General features: G+C 63.5%; 11 protein-coding genes. 6 read left to right on the top strand and 5 right to left on the bottom strand.

Annotated elements, in window-relative coordinates:
- Positions 1–128: 128 nt before the first annotated feature.
- Positions 129–2,873: a DNA gyrase subunit A gene (gyrA, locus tag AC0L3C_RS00255; protein WP_473265852.1), complete on the bottom strand. Its 2,745-nt coding sequence runs from the start codon at positions 2,871–2,873 to the stop codon at positions 129–131.
- A 372-nt stretch (positions 2,874–3,245) separates the two neighbouring features.
- Positions 3,246–3,743 carry a single-stranded DNA-binding protein gene (locus AC0L3C_RS00250; RefSeq protein WP_007590726.1) on the bottom strand — a complete coding sequence of 166 codons (498 nt, stop codon included), beginning with the start codon at positions 3,741–3,743 and terminating at the stop codon, positions 3,246–3,248.
- A gap of 459 nt (positions 3,744–4,202) precedes the next feature.
- On the opposite strand from AC0L3C_RS00250, the gene AC0L3C_RS00245 reads away from it, so the two are divergent.
- The 5 genes from AC0L3C_RS00245 to AC0L3C_RS00225 all read left to right on the top strand — a co-directional run bounded on the left by AC0L3C_RS00245 (position 4,203) and on the right by AC0L3C_RS00225 (position 10,562).
- Positions 4,203–5,003 (top strand): outer membrane protein, encoded by an 801-nt coding sequence (locus AC0L3C_RS00245; RefSeq protein ID WP_473265851.1) that lies wholly within the window; start codon positions 4,203–4,205, stop codon positions 5,001–5,003.
- Positions 5,004–5,234: 231 nt separating this feature from the next.
- Positions 5,235–5,930, top strand: a complete 696-nt coding sequence (locus AC0L3C_RS00240; protein WP_473283464.1) for an outer membrane protein — start codon at positions 5,235–5,237, stop codon at positions 5,928–5,930.
- Between the two features lie 277 nt (positions 5,931–6,207).
- The gene (gene uvrA / locus AC0L3C_RS00235) at positions 6,208–9,189 is read left to right on the top strand and encodes an excinuclease ABC subunit UvrA (protein WP_473406852.1); all 2,982 of its coding nucleotides are present in this window, start codon (positions 6,208–6,210) and stop codon (positions 9,187–9,189) included.
- Positions 9,190–9,308: 119 nt separating this feature from the next.
- Positions 9,309–9,887 carry a YcxB family protein gene (locus tag AC0L3C_RS00230; protein WP_473406851.1) on the top strand — a complete coding sequence of 193 codons (579 nt, stop codon included), beginning with the start codon at positions 9,309–9,311 and terminating at the stop codon, positions 9,885–9,887.
- Positions 9,888–9,929: 42 nt separating this feature from the next.
- On the top strand, positions 9,930–10,562 hold the full coding sequence (locus tag AC0L3C_RS00225) for an HAD-IA family hydrolase (RefSeq protein WP_473406850.1): 633 nt from the start codon (positions 9,930–9,932) through the stop codon (positions 10,560–10,562).
- A gap of 72 nt (positions 10,563–10,634) precedes the next feature.
- Here AC0L3C_RS00225 and AC0L3C_RS00220 read toward each other — a convergent pair whose 3' ends face one another.
- Both AC0L3C_RS00220 and AC0L3C_RS00215 read right to left on the bottom strand, forming a co-directional pair.
- Positions 10,635–11,588, bottom strand: coding sequence for a YVTN family beta-propeller repeat protein (locus AC0L3C_RS00220; protein ID WP_473406849.1), 954 nt, complete (start codon positions 11,586–11,588; stop codon positions 10,635–10,637).
- A gap of 2 nt (positions 11,589–11,590) precedes the next feature.
- A complete protein-coding gene (locus tag AC0L3C_RS00215) occupies positions 11,591–12,172 on the bottom strand; it encodes an SRPBCC family protein (protein WP_473265844.1) in 582 nt (193 codons plus the stop codon).
- A 1,161-nt stretch (positions 12,173–13,333) separates the two neighbouring features.
- Between AC0L3C_RS00215 and AC0L3C_RS00210 the strand changes: the two genes are divergently transcribed.
- A complete protein-coding gene (locus AC0L3C_RS00210) occupies positions 13,334–15,406 on the top strand; it encodes a DUF1217 domain-containing protein (protein WP_473406848.1) in 2,073 nt (690 codons plus the stop codon).
- A 16-nt stretch (positions 15,407–15,422) separates the two neighbouring features.
- Here the strand turns inward: AC0L3C_RS00210 and AC0L3C_RS00205 are convergent, their stop codons facing one another.
- A complete protein-coding gene (locus AC0L3C_RS00205; protein WP_473406847.1) occupies positions 15,423–16,283 on the bottom strand; it encodes a PCC domain-containing protein in 861 nt (286 codons plus the stop codon).
- Positions 16,284–16,289 lie beyond the last annotated feature (6 nt).

Below are 16,289 nucleotides of genomic sequence, written 5' to 3'. Positions count from 1 at the left end.
CGCGCCCCGCGGCCTGGTCGGCGCGGCTCCCCCCCCGGGTCGCGCGCCCCGCCCCCCGGGGGGGCGCGCGCCGGCGGGCGTCTCCGTGTGGCGGCCGCCCCCCCCCGCCGGCTACGAGGGGTGACGCATCACTCCCCGTTCGACTCCCCATTTGCCCCATTCCCACTCTCGGCCTCTTCCGTAATATGCTCGACCGAGACGACGTGTTCGTCCTCGGCGGTGTCGAACACGATCACGCCCTGGGTCGAGCGGCCGGCGACGCGGATGCCTTCGACCGGGCAGCGGATCAGCTGGCCCTTGTCGGTGACCAGCATGATTTGATCAGCGTCCTCCACAGGGAACGACGCTACGAGGTTGCCGTTGCGGTTGTTGACGCTCATGGCCACGATGCCTTTGCCGCCCCGGCCGGTGGTGCGGTACTCGTAGGACGAGGTCCGCTTGCCGTAGCCGTTGACGGAGACGGTCAGCACGACCTGCTCCTGCGCCGACATCTCGATGTAGCGCTCCTGGGCGAGCTGGAAGCTGCCGGAGGTCTCCTCGGCCTCGGCGTCCGCCGCCGGCTCCTCGGCCGCAGCTTCGCCGGCGACCGCACGACGCATCTTCAGGTACGCCGAGCGCTCGTCGGACGTCGTCTCGACGTGGCGCAGGATCGCCAGCGAGATCACCTTGTCGCCCTCGGCAAGCGCAATGCCGCGCACGCCCATCGAGGTGCGCCCGGTGAACACGCGCACGTCGGTGACGGGGAAGCGGATGCACTGGCCGCCGGCGCCGGTCAAAAGCACGTCGTCATGCTCGGTGCAGATCTGCACGTCGACGATCGCTTCGTTGTCGTCGAGCTTCATCGCGATGATGCCGGAGCGGCGGACGTCGACGAAGTCGGACAGCTTGTTGCGCCGGACGTTGCCGCCGGTCGTGGCGAACATCACGTCGAGATTGCCCCAAGTGGACTCGTCCTCCGGGAGCGGCATGATGGTGGTGATGCGCTCGCCCTGCTCCAGGGGCAGGATGTTGATCAGCGCCTTGCCGCGCGCATTCGGCGCGGCCATCGGCAGGCGCCAGACCTTGATCTTGTAGACCTGGCCGCGCGACGAGAAGAACAGCATCGGCGTATGCGTGGACGCCACGAACAGCCGGCTGACGAAATCCTCGTCGCGGGTCTGCATGCCGGCGCGGCCCTTGCCGCCGCGGCGCTGCGCCCGGTAGGCCGACAGCGGCACGCGCTTGACGTAACCGGCGTGGGAGACGGTGACGACCATGTCCTCGCGCTGGATCAGGTCCTCGTCCTCGACCTCGCCTTCCTGCTCGATGATGACGGTGCGGCGCGGGGTCGCGAACTCGGCCTTCACTTCGGCGAGCTCGGACTTGATGATTTCAAGCACGCGGTCGCGCGAGCGCAGGATGTCGAGATAGTCGGCGATCTCGCCGGCGAGCTTGTCGAGCTCCTCGCGGATTTCGTCGCGGCCGAGTGCGGTGAGGCGTTGCAGGCGCAAATCGAGAATGGCCCTCGCCTGCTCCATCGACAGCCGGATCGTGCCGTTCTCGCTGATGCGGTGGCGCGGATCGTCGATCAGCGTCAGCATGTCCTCGACGTCCCGGGCGGGCCAATCGCGCGACATCAGGGTGTCGCGCGCGGTGGTCGGGTCGGGCGAGGTCCGGATGACGCGGATCATCTCGTCGATATTGGCGACCGCGATCGCCAGACCGACCAGGATATGGGCGCGATCGCGGGCCTTGGCGAGCAGGAACTTGGTGCGCCGCGTGACGACGCGCTCGCGGAAGTCGACGAAGATCGCCAGCAGGTCCTTCAGATGCATGATCCGCGGACGGCCGCTGTCGAGCGCCACCATGTTGACGCCGAAGCTCGTCTGCAGCGGCGTGAACCTGTAGAGCTGATTGAGCACCACATCCGGCACCGCGTCGCGCTTCAATTCGATGACGACGCGGTAGCCGTCGCGGTCGGATTCATCGCGCAGGTCGCCGATCCCCTCGATCTTCTTTTCCTTGACCAGCTCGGCGATGCGCTCGACCATCGTCGCCTTGTTCACCTGGTAGGGAATCTCGGTGATGATGATCGCCTCGCGCTCCTTGCGGATGGTCTCGATCGCGACCTTGCCGCGCATCATGACCGAGCCGCGTCCGAGGTGATAGGCGGCGCGGATGCCCTGCCGTCCGAGAATGACGCCGCCGGTCGGGAAATCCGGCCCCGGCACGATGTTGATGAGCTCGTCGATGGTGAGCGCGGGGTTGTCGATCAGCGCGACGCAGGCGTCGATGACCTCGCCGAGATTGTGCGGCGGGATGTTGGTCGCCATGCCGACGGCGATGCCGCCGGCGCCGTTGACGAGGAGGTTCGGGAACTTGGCCGGCAAGACCGACGGTTCGGTCTCGTTGTTGTCGTAGTTCGGCTGGAAATCGACCGTGTCCTTGTCGATGTCGGCCAGCAGAGCCAGCGCCGCCTTCGTCAATCGAGCTTCGGTGTAACGATAGGCCGCCGGGGGATCGCCGTCGACCGAGCCGAAATTGCCCTGGCCATCGATCAGCGGCACGCGCATGGAGAAGTCCTGCGCCATCCGGACCATGGCGTCGTAGATCGACTGGTCGCCATGCGGATGATATTTACCGATGACGTCACCGACCACGCGGGCGGACTTGACGTACTTCTTGTCCGGCGTGTGCCCCTGCTCGTTCATCGAGTACAGGATGCGGCGATGCACCGGCTTCAGACCGTCGCGGGCGTCAGGCAGCGCCCGCGCCACGATCACACTCATGGCGTAGTCGAGATAGGACTTCTTCATCTCCTCGAAGATGGAGACGGGGCGAATATCCGAGGGTTGCGCCGGCTGGTCGCCGGGCTTGTCGTCGTCGTCAGCCAAGGGGAAATCCGGTGAGGTTTTATCTGGGAATCATATAGCGCATCGAGCCTCTGATAACCACCCTCGCGGGGTTCTGGGAAGCGCTTTTTCCGCCTATTTTTCCAACAACTTAAGCCCTTGCGAGCGATGTCTCGGACGGCCCCCGCATCGGCCTTGCAAAATCGCCCGTTGCGCGCGGAAAACCGCGCGACGGGCTTGCCCCGTCAGCGCGTTTGCCAAGCCGCAATCCGAGCTCACCCCAAACATGAAGCGGGCCCGGAAATCCCGAGCCCGCCCTGCCGATTAGTGGGATTTTCTGACACAAGATGAGAAGCGCCGCTCATCCGGCCGGTGCCTCCGCATCGAGACGCCGCGTTCTCAGAACGCGGTCGCTCAGAACGGGATATCGTCGTCCATGTCGCTGTTGCGGCCACCGCCGCCAGCGGCAACGGGGCGCCGCGGCGCGCTGCTGACCGGACCGGAGGAGCCGAAATCGCCGCCCGGCTCGTCGCCGAAGCTGCCGCCTCCGCCACCGCCGCTACGACCGTCCAGCATCGTCAGGGTCGAGTTGAAGCCCTGCAGCACGACTTCGGTCGAGTACTTTTCGACACCGCTCTGGTCGGTCCATTTGCGGGTCTGGAGCGCACCCTCGACGTAAATCTTGGCGCCCTTCTTCAGATACTGTTCGGCGACCTTGCAGAGCCCTTCATTGAAGATCACGACGCGGTGCCACTCGGTCTTTTCCTTGCGCTCGCCGGTTGCCTTGTCGCGCCACGTCTCCGAGGTGGCGACGCTCAGATTGGCGATCGGACGCCCGTCCTGGGTGCGGCGGATTTCAGGATCCTTGCCGAGATTTCCAACCAGAATGACCTTGTTGACGCTTCCCGCCATCTCCGCTCTCCGCTCCGAATGCCATTGAATTCAAGAAGGCCGGTCCGCTCCCCGCGTTCCGCCGTGCCTGTTGAGGCGACCCTATACGCTCGCCGAACGCTTGCGGACGCCGATCAGTCCGTCACCCCTCCGGTTATCCCCACATATAGCATCGACCTCCGGCTCGTTCCAGATTTGTTCTTGGCGAACGACAGCACTGAAGGTGTGAGATCGATCGGCCGATGTGCTGCGGGAAGGCACGGGTAGATTGGAACCTTTGTAGGTTCCCTGAAACGGGAGAAAGAACTTAACATTCAGCAGGTTATGGGTACTCGCACTGCCCCGTTCTTGTTGCATTTCGGAGACGGACTCTGCCGCTCCGCAGAGTTACCGTTGCCTCGGACTTAGTTCATATGGGCCCTCGCGCCTGATCAGCCGCTTCGGGGACATAAGAAGCGGACGAACCTGGGGAGACTGGCAATGAATAAGCTTCTTATTGGTGCAATAGGTGCAGTGGCGATGGGCCTGTCGGCTCCCGCAAGCGCGGCGGATCTGGCTGCGCGTCCCTATACCAAGGCCCCCGCGCCGGCGATTGCCACCATCTACGATTGGAGCGGCTTCTACATCGGCATCAACGGCGGCGGGGGCTCGAGCCGCAATTGCTGGAGTTTCCTGGATGCGACCGGCGCGGTGACCGGGGTCCCAGGTGCTCTGGCCAGCGAAGGCTGTCACAATGCGACGGGGGGCACCGTCGGTGGCCAGATCGGCTATCGGTGGCAATCCACCAATTGGGTGTTCGGCCTTGAAGGCCAAGGCAACTGGGCCGACTTCCGGGGCGACAACGTGAGCACCCTCTTCCCTGGCACCGCTCTGGTGACGGGTGATCGCAACCGTTCTCGCATCGACGCTTTCGGCCTCATCACCGGGCAAGTCGGTTACGCCTGGAATAACGTGCTGTTCTACGTGAAGGGCGGCGCCGCCGTCGTCGGCGACAAGTACGACGTCTACGCTGCTGCGGGCACGCCCGGCGCGGGCACCCTGTTGGCTTCCGCCCGTGAAACTCGCTGGGGTGGCACGGTCGGGGCCGGTCTGGAGTTCGGCTTCGCACCAAACTGGTCGCTGGGCCTCGAGTACGACCACATCTTCCTCGGCAATCGCACGATCGGCTTCACAACGCCCGCGGGTGCGGTCTTCGGCAGTGACCGGATCGGCCAGGACGTCGACATGGGACTCGTCCGCTTGAACTATCGCTGGGGCGGTCCGGTCATCGCAAAGTACTGATCGAACTGACATTCATCAATCAAGGCCGGCCTCGTGCCGGCCTTTTTTTGTTGCTGGTCCCATGGAGGACCATAGGTCAGTAACTGCGCCATTTTCAGGCCGCTGTGGCTATCCAGTGACACAACTTGCAGCTTCAATGGTGTAAGTACGGCCTCAGTTGGGCAAGTGAGTCCGATGCCCTTCCCTATCGTGGAAGGCACAATCAGAAACTGGGACTGGGATTAGTTGAAAATGAAAAAGGTTTTGCTGGCTTCGGCCTGTTTGTTCGCTCTCGCTGCCCCGGCTTCGGCCGCTGATCTCGCGGCGCGCCCCTACACCAAGGCCCCGGTGGCCATGGCTTCGGTCTACAACTGGACCGGCTTCTACCTCGGTGTCGTCGGTGGCGGCGCCTGGGAAGATTCGAACAGCCCGCGGATGCAGGGCGGCTTCGTCGGCGGCACCGCCGGCTACAATTGGCAGACCGGCAACGTCGTGTTCGGCATCGAGGCCGATGGCGCCTGGGCTGACGTGAACGCGTCTGTGACTGGCCCAGTTGCCGTCCCCGGATTTGGCGTCGTGAGCACCACCTTCAGCTCGAAGACCGATGCGATGGGCACCGTGCGCGGCCGTATCGGCTACGCCGTCAACCAGGTGCTGTTCTACGGCACCGGTGGTTACGCCTGGATCGACAACAAGCTGAGCATCAGCGCGCTCGGCGTGACCGCTTCGGACAGCAAGTGGCACTCCGGCTGGACCGTCGGTGCGGGCGTCGAAGCGTTCTTCGCTCCGCAGTGGTCGGTCAAGGGCGAGTACCTCTATCGCAGCCTCGGCAGCGAGAACTACTTCTCGAGCCTCGGCGCTGCGCTGCCGTCCGGCACGCTCAACTTCCACACCGTGCAGGTCGGCGTGAACTATCACTTCGGGGGCCCGATCGTCGCGAAGTACTGATCTTCGCTATCGACGCCATCGTGTTACGAAAGGCCGGCCTCGCGCCGGCCTTTTTGTTTGCCGGGCACGTTACTGCGCAGTTCCACCCGCCCTGCTCCTGCCAGTTGCCGCCAGCGCGCCAACAATCCGTTGACGATTCGCAAACGCCACTGGAAATCCGTCCCCGTTCTTCCTACGTTCGCTCACATACCCATCGGCGCCGATCCCGGTTCCGGGCGAAGCGCGCCTATTGAGTTGGCGCGATCGCGCGCTTTTGGATTCCCTGAGGACCACCAGGATGGATGAAGTGATCAAGGCGAAGCGCCAACAACAGAACGTGGGATCAAACCTGCGCGCAATTACGATCCGTGGCGCGCGCGAGCACAACCTCAAGAACGTCGACGTCGAGATTCCCCGCGACAAGCTGGTGGTGTTCACGGGGCTGTCGGGCTCCGGCAAGTCCTCGCTCGCCTTCGACACCATCTACGCCGAGGGCCAGCGCCGCTACGTCGAATCGCTCTCCGCCTATGCTCGCCAGTTCCTGGAGATGATGCAGAAGCCCGACGTCGACCAGATCGACGGCCTGTCGCCGGCGATCTCGATCGAGCAGAAGACGACGTCGAAGAACCCGCGCTCCACCGTCGGCACCGTCACCGAAATCTACGACTACATGCGCCTGCTGTGGGCACGCGTCGGCGTGCCCTATTCGCCAGCCACTGGCCTGCCGATCGAGAGCCAGACCGTCTCGCAGATGGTCGATCGCGTGCTGGCGCTGCCCGAGGGCTCGCGCCTCTATCTGCTCGCGCCCGTCGTGCGCGGCCGCAAGGGCGAGTACCGCAAAGAGCTCGCCGAATGGCTCAAGAAGGGCTTTCAGCGCGTCAAGATCGACGGCGCCTTCCACGAGCTCGCGGAAGCCCCTGTGCTCGACAAGAAATTCCCGCATGACATCGACGTCGTCGTCGACCGCATCGTGGTGCGCGCCGACATCGGCCAGCGCCTCGCCGAAAGCTTCGAGACCGCGCTGAAGCTTGCCGAGGGCCTCGCCGTCATCGAATTCGCCGATGCGCCGGCTGCGACAGCACCCGCGGAAGAGAAAAAGAAGACCGCAAAGATCCACGACAAGAGCGGACCCGAGCGCATGCTGTTCTCGGAAAAGTTCGCCTGCCCGGTGTCCGGCTTCACCATCCCCGAGATCGAGCCCCGCCTGTTCTCGTTCAACAATCCCTATGGTGCCTGCCCCGCCTGCGGCGGCCTCGGCGTCGAGCAGCACGTCGACGAAGACCTCGTCATTCCCGACAAGGAGCTCGCCATCGGCAAGGGCGCGATCGCGCCCTGGGCCAAGTCCTCGTCGCCCTATTACATTCAGACGCTGACTGCGCTCGGCAAGCACTACAAGTTCACGCTGACCACCAAATGGAAGGATCTGCCCAAGAAGACGCAGAACGCGATCCTCCATGGTTCCGGCGAGGACGAGATCAAGTTCTCCTACGAGGACGGCGTCCGCTCCTACGACACCAAGAAGCCGTTCGAGGGCGTCATCACCAACATCAACCGCCGCTATCGCGAGACCGAGAGCGAGTGGGCGCGCGAGGAGCTGGCGAAGTATTTCCACGACGTGCCCTGCGAGGGGTGCCACGGCTTTCGGCTCAAGCCCGAGGCGCTCTGCGTCAAGATCGGCGGCAAGCATATCGGCGACATCTCCGAGATGTCGGTGAAGGGCGCAGGCGCGTGGTTCGAGACCGTGCCGGAGGCGCTGAACACCCAGCAGAACGAGATCGCCGGCCGCATCCTGAAGGAGATCCGCGAGCGCCTCACCTTCCTGCTCGACGTCGGCCTCAACTATCTCACGCTCTCCCGCTCCTCCGGCACGCTCTCCGGCGGCGAGAGCCAGCGCATCCGCCTGGCCTCGCAGATCGGCTCGGGGCTAACAGGCGTGCTCTATGTGCTCGACGAGCCCTCGATCGGCTTGCACCAGCGCGACAACGCGCGCCTGCTCGACACCCTCAAGAGACTTCGTGACCTCGGCAACACCGTGATCGTGGTCGAGCACGACGAGGACGCGATCCTGCTCGCCGATCACGTGCTCGACATCGGGCCCGGTGCCGGCATGCATGGCGGCAACATCATCGCCGAAGGCACGCCCGCCGAGATCATGCGCAACCCCAACTCGCTCACCGGCAAATATCTCACGGGCGAGCTCGAGGTCGAGGTGCCGGAGCGGCGTCCGCCGAACCATCGCCGCACCATCAAGGTGGTCAACGCGCGCGGCAACAATCTCAAGAACGTCACGGCCGAAATCCCGCTCGGGCTGTTCACCTGCGTCACCGGCGTCTCCGGAGGCGGCAAGTCGACGCTGCTGATCGACACGCTGTACAAGGCGATCGCCCGCAAGCTGAATAATGCCAGCGAAGGCGCGGCGCCGCACGACCGCATCGAGGGCCTCGAGCACATCGACAAGATCATCGACATCGACCAGTCGCCGATCGGCCGCACGCCACGTTCCAACCCCGCGACCTATACCGGCGCCTTCACGCCGATCCGCGAATGGTTCGCCGGCCTGCCCGAGTCGAAAGCGCGCGGCTACGAGCCCGGCCGCTTCTCCTTCAACGTCAAGGGCGGCCGCTGCGAGGCCTGCCAGGGCGACGGCGTCATCAAGATCGAAATGCACTTTCTGCCCGACGTCTACGTCACCTGCGACGTCTGCAAGGGCAAGCGCTACAACCGCGAGACGCTCGAGGTGCTGTTCAAGGGCAAGAGCATCGCCGATGTGCTCGACATGACCGTCGAGGAAGCCGCCGAGTTCTTCAAGGCGGTCCCGCGCGTGCGCGAGACGTTCCAGACGCTGCATCGCGTCGGCCTCGACTACATCCATGTCGGCCAGCAGGCCACGACCCTGTCGGGCGGCGAAGCCCAGCGCGTCAAGCTGGCAAAGGAGCTGTCCAAGCGCGCTACCGGCCGCACGCTCTACATCCTGGACGAGCCGACCACCGGCCTGCATTTTCACGACGTCAAGAAGCTGCTTGAGGTGCTGCACGAGCTGGTCGCGCAGGGCAACACGGTCGTCGTCATCGAGCACAATCTCGAAGTCATCAAGACCGCCGACTGGGTCATCGACCTCGGCCCCGAAGGCGGCGACGGCGGCGGCGAAATCGTCGCCTGGGGCCCGCCCGAGGACATTGCGAAAGCGCCGCGGAGCTATACGGGCAAGTTCCTGGCGCCGGTGCTGGCGAAGGCGCGGAAGCCGAAGCGGAGACGGACGGCGAGCGAGGCGGCGGAGTAGCGCGCCTCGCAGTCTTTGTCGCTCTTCGCAGGCCGCAGAACTCTGACTGATGAGAGACAACCTCTGGTTAAGTTCACTGTCGGGGTATAGATTGCTGACCTCGTCCAGGGGAGTCAGATTTGAGCAACGCAACTGATCAATCCAATTTTCATTTTGAATTCAACAGTTCGATAGACGAAGATCGATTCTTCAGAACTCTTCTGACCCAAAGGCTGAAGGCGCACGTCGATCGGCGTGGCTTTTGGATTATCACGCTCATCGTCTCCGGGGTAATTATTGCGGTTAGCTGGATCGGCGTGGATCAAGGTTGGCTAACGTCGCCAACTATATTTGCGTTGTTAATCTGCTTTCTATTGGGGCAGATCTACATGGCTTTCTTAACGACGTGGTCCACACGCCGGATATTCGACAAACTGCATGAGCTAGACGGCATGGCGCAGATGACCTGGCGTGTTACTTTTGATGACCTCTCCATCCTCGTGAGAACTCCCAACGTTGAAAGCCGGATGTCTTGGGATACGATTGCGGAAGTTGGGGATACCCAGGTCATGGTCGTAATATGGTACAATACAAAGCAAGGTTTTTTCATCCCAGCAAGCGTCTTCACCGACTCTGCCGCGCGCACGGCCTTTGCGGAATGGGCCTGTAAACGCTTGCGGTCCGCGACTGCCCTGTCGAGTGTGATTAAATCCGTCTGATCCCGAATCTCATCGGCCGGGTCCGCCCGCACTTGCTCCCCAATGCCCTACTCCCTCGCCATCTTCGACCTCGACGGCACGCTGGCCGACAGCTTTCCGTGGTTTCTGCGCACCATCAACGATGTCGCCGACCGCTTCGGCTTCCGCCGCGTCGCGGATGAGGATGTCGAGGGGCTGCGGCATGCGTCATCGCGCGAGATCCTCAACCGGCTCGAGGTGCCCTTGTGGAAGCTGCCGGCGATCGCGCGGCATGCGCGGCGGCTGAAGGCGGAGGCGGCGGCGGAGATTTCGCTGTTTGCGGGCGTCGAAGCCATGCTGCGGACACTGACTGAGAATGGCGTGCAGCTCGCGCTGGTGACGTCGGACAGCGAGGCCAATGCGCGCGAGAAGCTCGGCGATTGTGCGGCACTGTTCGCCCATTTCGATTGCGCGGCGTCGCTGTTCGGCAAGCCGTCAAAATTTCGACGGGTCATGCGGCGCGCCGGCGTGGCGCCGGGCAAGGTCGTTGCGATCGGCGACGAGGTGCGTGACATCGAAGCGGCGCGGGCCGTGGGGATTGCCTGCGGCGCGGTGGGCTGGGGCTATGCGGCGCCGGCGGCGCTGCGGGCGCTGGCGCCAGATCACATGTTTGAACGGATGGACGAGATTGCGCGCGCATTGCGCCCGGCGTCGTAGCCCGGATGGAGCAACGCGCAATCCGGGAAAGTGTCCCCGCATTCCGCTTCGCTCCATGCAGGCTACAATCCCCTACTCCGTCCTGCGCAAGAACGCCCCGAACGCGCGCGGCCCGTCGCCGGTCTTGACCTCGCCGATCAGCTTCAGCTCGGCGGCATCGATGATGTCGAGCGTATTGCTTTCCCAGCAGGCGACGATGATCCGCTTGCCGTCGGCGGTCGCGGCGATGCCTTCGGGATAATCGCCGACATTGATGCGCTTGATCGGCTTCAAGGTCGCCAGATCGAACACGCTGACAGTGCCGCTATACTGGTCGGTGACGAAGCCGCGGTCCTGAGCCAGCGCCACCGCATAAGGCCGCATCCCGACCCGCACGCGCCCGATCTCGCGCGCCTCTGCGATGTCGATCACCGAGACATCGTCGGAGCCGACATTGGCGGTGTAGGCGCGCTTGCCCTCGGCATCGATTGTGACGCCGAACGGACGGGTGCCGACCGTGATCATCGCCCTGCGCTGGCGTGTCGCCGTGTCCACCACCGAGACGCTGTCGTCGTCGCGGTCGGCCGAGAGCAGCAGCTTGCCGTCCGGCGTCACCGCGAGGCCCGACGGCGAGGCGCCGACCGCAATGCTGGCCGTGACGCTGCGGCTCGCCGCGTCGATCACCCGCACGGCGGCTGCGTACCAGTCCGCGACATAGACGGTGCGGCCATCCGGCGCGACGGCAATGCCGAGCGGCCCACCGCCGACCTCGATCCGTCCCGCAACCTGCCGCGTTGCCGCGTCCACCACCGTCACGGCCTTGGCATCCGGGCTCGTCACATAGGCAAAGCGCCCGTCGGCGCTGACGGCGACGCCGGCCGGCTTGCCGCCGATCGGGATCGTCGCAACGCTGCGCGCGGTGGCGAGGTCCACGACCATCAGATCGTCGCTGAGCTGGTTGGTGACGAACGCCTCCTCAGCGGAGGCGTGCGCGATGCCGTCCAGGCAAAGGCTGACGGCGAGCGCCGCCAGGACCAGCGCCCGCACCGTCAGCTTCCGCTCTCGATCTTCTTCTTCAACGACTCGAGGCCGGCCTTGTAGAGCCCGCTCACCGCAGTCTTGGCCGCCTCGTCGCTCAGCTCCGGCGGCGGATCGTTGTTGGGAAAGCCGCGGTAGAACGCGCCTGCCCATTCCAGCGTCGCACCCTTGCCGTCGCCGTTCGGCGTCACCGTCAAGGTCGAGGAATAATTGGTCACCGGCAGCACCTTCACGTCCACATTGGTGATCCGGTAGGAATAGCTCATGGCGGCGGCGTCGAACTTGTAGAGCTCCTCGTCGACGGTCGCGCCTCCCGTCAGCGTCAGCTTCCGCGTGGCGCCGATCTCGTTGCCCTTCTCGCCCTCGGTCTTGGTAACCGGCGGCAGCCAGCTCATGTCCTGGAAATTGCCCATTGCGGCCCACACCTTGGCCGGAGCGGCGTTGATCTCGATGGATTCGCGCACCTTCTGCCGGGTCGGCCCGTGGGCCCAGGCCGACGTCAAAACCGGGCCAAACGCCGCCGTCAGAGCCGCCGCGCCCGCGGCCGTCAGCACCGCGGCCAGGACCGTGCGCCGTCCAATCGTCACCCTCATCTCGTTTCCTCATGCGTCTCATTGATCATGCGCGACTTGATGCGCGCTGGGATCATGGTAGCGCATTTTGCGGCCGGGGGGAGACCCGTTCGTGGCCGCGTTGCGGCGGCCGTCCGCGCGCCCCACAACCCCTTGCCGCCCGGCGGGGCAAAACACCCAAGCAGAGGGTCAATCATGGTGCGTAAAAATATTTCTCTTTATCCGTATTTCGGATTATCATATAGAGAGCCATCCCAACCCGGCCGAGGGGCGGATCGCGATCGTCACGAACGCGGGATGGGACGTGGTGGACGCAGGCGGCGTCGGCGCGAAGGGCTTTGCAGGGCGGGCAACCGTGAGCGAAGGCGTCGCGCACACGACCGGTGCAGCCCGCGTACGGCAAAATCGTGTGGTCCTGGCGCCCGGGGTCTGTGCGCCAAGTGTTGCGGTGATGTGGCGGCCCGACCGGGTCCGCAGCATCAGTCATCCGCAAGGCGACGGGGGCAATAGTGCATCGCTCCCCGGGGAGAGCACGATATAAGCCGTAAAACCACTGCGCAGGGAAGGCCGTGTGTTGGGCTTCACCTGTATGCCGCTGTGCAGCCTCTTGTAGCGCAACCTTCGCACAGTGGACCGTGGGTGCCAGCCGGCACCCGGTCTTCCCTGCGCCCTCGGCATTTTTGAGGGCAAAGAATTCCGCAAAGCTCGGGCCGCACAGGCCGCGAGAATGCGAAACTGCGCGGACTCTGTGGATTGAAATGCGAAGATGGATTTTGCGCGCGTGCCCCGGACGCGGCGCAGCGCCCCTTCGGCGGGGCGCCGCAGAGCCGGGGCCCACGCAGCGGCAAATGCACGGTTTCTGGATCCCGGCTCTACGCCGCAACGCTTACGCGTTGCAGCTTGTCCGGGACACGAGCGTGGAACTCTATCTGGCGCGCTGGCGACAGCAACATGCCAAGTACGAAAGCCTCGCGAAAGCTGCATCTGGGAAACAGCTAGAAACAAACGGCAACAAAACCCGGTATCCGTCACTTGGACGCAAATTGTAACCTGAGAATGTGACCAGAATCGTCATGGGAAGACGCAGCTGAGATAGTTTCCTGGCATGAAGCCAGCCCCCACCTCGCGACCCCGCAATGATTGACGGACGTCCGGGACCGCAACAGCCGCGAGGAGTGCGCGATGGTATCAACGTATTTCAGTTACAGCTACATCACGCGCAATCTCAAGCAGTCCCTGACGCGGGTCGAACAGCAACAGGACGTGGCGCGAGAGGCCGCCTATTACAAGGCCCACATCGGCAAGGTAAAGTCCGTCGATGACTTCATGAAAGACTATCGCCTTTATCATTATGCAACGAAGGCGTATGGCCTGGAAGACATGGCCTACGCCAAGGCCTTCATGAAAAAGGTGCTGGAGAGCGACCTCTCCGACGCAAACAGCTTTGTCAACAAGCTGGTCGACAAGCGTTACCGTGAGTTCGCCGCCGCGTTTTCCTTCAATGGCAGTGCAACGCCGGTTGCGCAATCGGAGAACCAGACCGACGAGATGATCGGTCTGTACACGGCGACCAGGAAGAGCCAGGTCGATGCACTTGCCGGCGACTCGAATTATTACAGCGCCGAAATCGGCAACATCAGCAGTGCAGACCAGCTCCTGAACAACGACCGTCTTCGCAACTACGTCTATTCGGCGTACGGGATCGATCAAAGCAAGTGGTCGCGCGACACGATAAGCCAGGTCTTGCGCAGCGATCCATCCGATCCCAACAGCTACGTCAACACCACCTTCGCCTCTCAATTGAGTGGCCTCAACGCCGATCTTGCTCAAGCCCGATCGGATGTCACCGCGGCCAATTCAAGGATAGCCGACTACACCACCCAGTTATCGCTACCGGGCGCGAACGTGACCCAGTTGAACGTCCAGATCCTGGTCGAAAAGCATCATTTGGAGTCATATGCGAGCAGCATTTCCAGCCTCAGCGACCAGATAGGGACGATCGGCCGGTTCGTCGACCTGGCCGGCGCGTTCGAATTTTCCTCCGACGGGTCGCTTCCGTCAGGTGTGTCGGCGCAGACTGCTGCAAATGTCGCGATCACGAAACAGAAGTTCGACGACAGCAAGTCCGACGTCTATTCGGCGGCAAGCCCGTTGAACGAAGCCTTTGCAATCAGGCAATTCAGAACTGCCATCCTCAAGATCGATTCAGTCCAGACGTTCGTATCGACACCAGGCGTGTATAATTTTGCGCTGGGAGCCGCTGGCCTCGATCCCGCAAACGTCTCGCCGTCGACTGTCAAGGCTGTGCTCGAAAGCGACCTCAACGACCCCAAGAGCTACGTCTATACCCTCAAGGACGACCGATATCTGGAGCTGGCACGCGCCTTCAACTTCGACGCAAAAGGCAATCTGACGACCCCCTTGGTGGCTCAGGACTCGGCTGAAGTCCTCCAGATCGCGAAGGACTACGTCATTGGAGCGGTGAAGAGCGCAAGCACGGCAACGCCCCAACAGCAGGCCGCAGTTCGGGCCCAGGCCACGAAGGATGCGTCGGAATATCAGCAGGCCATCGCCGGCATCGACAGTGTTTCCGATCTTCTCGCAAACAGGCCGATGGTCGATTTCATTCTCCTGGCCAAGGGTCTGGATCCCAGGAAGGTCAGCACCGAATTTCTCAAGAAGATCTTCGCCTCCGATCTGAACGACCCAAAGAGCTTCGCGAACACCGAGAACGATCCTCGCTTTGCGGAAATCGTGGCGTCGTTCAATTTCGACAGTAAAGGCAATGTCGCCCGTCTTCCGATGATGGGTCCGCAGAAGCGGGATCAGTTTCGGGAAACACAAGCGAACTATGTCGAGCAAAGCCTGGAGCAGCAGCAAGGGGATGCCAATCCCGGCGTGCGCCTGGCGCTCTATTTCCAGCGAAAGGCGGGGGACATCACGTCCGCGTACGACATCCTTGCCGACAAGGCTCTTTCGGAGGTGTTCAGGACCACCTTCGATCTGCCTGACTCGATGGCGGCGATGCCGATCGACCAGCAGGCCAAGTTCGTGGACAGATTCATGAAGATCAAGGACCTGTCCGATCCCGCGAAGGTTACGAAGCTGCTGAACCGTTTCTCCGCCATGTATGACATCAGAAACGGCCAGAGCACCGGTCAGAGTCAATCCCCCCTGCTCAACCTCTTTCAGGGCTCCGGTTCGGGAATCAGTGACTCCACATACCTGGCCATTGCCAAGCTACGCACCCACTGATGATCGCTCGTCGGGACTAGTCCAACACCTCGAGCACCAGCTCCATGGTCATCAGCACGGGATTGTCGCCACGGATCAGACGGCCCTCCGCCATGCCGCCGGTGTAGTCGATCAGGGCGACGTCGAGTGCGGCTTCGAGCGTGCCGAAGGAGCCGGCCGCAATCGTGCCGGCTGTTACCGCAAGCTCGGTCGCGAAGGGCTCGGTCACGCCGCCATGGGTAAATCGGGCGCCGATGGTCGAACCAACACCGCCATGGATCCTGGCGCGCGCGATGCCCTGCGCGCGGCAGAAGTCTTCGAGGCAGAAGGCAAAATCCTGATTGGGGCGGAGCCGCAGCGCGAAAGCGCGGCTGGTCGTGCGTGCGCCGGTGCTCGCAGCCGCCACCGGCCCGAACAGCTTGAAATTGGTCTCGGGATCGGGCTCGGCGCTGAACATCGCACCATCGATACCGAAGGCCTCGACCTCGAACGGCTCAGCGACGTCAGTCTGGTCCGGCAGCATGTGGCCGCCACTGGCGCGGCCATCGGCCTCCGTCCACAGCCCATGGCAATGAAAGAACGGCGCGCCATCTCGTGTGCCCAGCGTCATGCTGCCGAGCCTGGTGCGCGTCACGCCACCCGGCCGGAACGTGTCGCTATAGAACGCGGCGTTCTCGCTGGTCTTCGACAGCGCCGGCATGACATAGCCGAACGGCCCGAGCGCGCCCCGCCCGAAGTTGAGCACGCCGCCGGCAAATCCCTCCGCGGCAAAACCGCGGCGCGCCGCCTCCAGCAGCGGCAGACCTGCTTGAAGCGTGAAGGAGAAGGGACGCCCCTTCGCCTCCACCCATTGGATGCGTTCGGCGACCGGCACGCCGGGTTGCTTGATGCTGCGCATGACCTT

The sequence above is a fragment of the Bradyrhizobium sp. WSM4872 genome (genome assembly GCF_055811715.1).
Note: the sequence above shows the minus strand (reverse complement) of the source record. Positions and strands in the feature narration are given on the sequence as shown.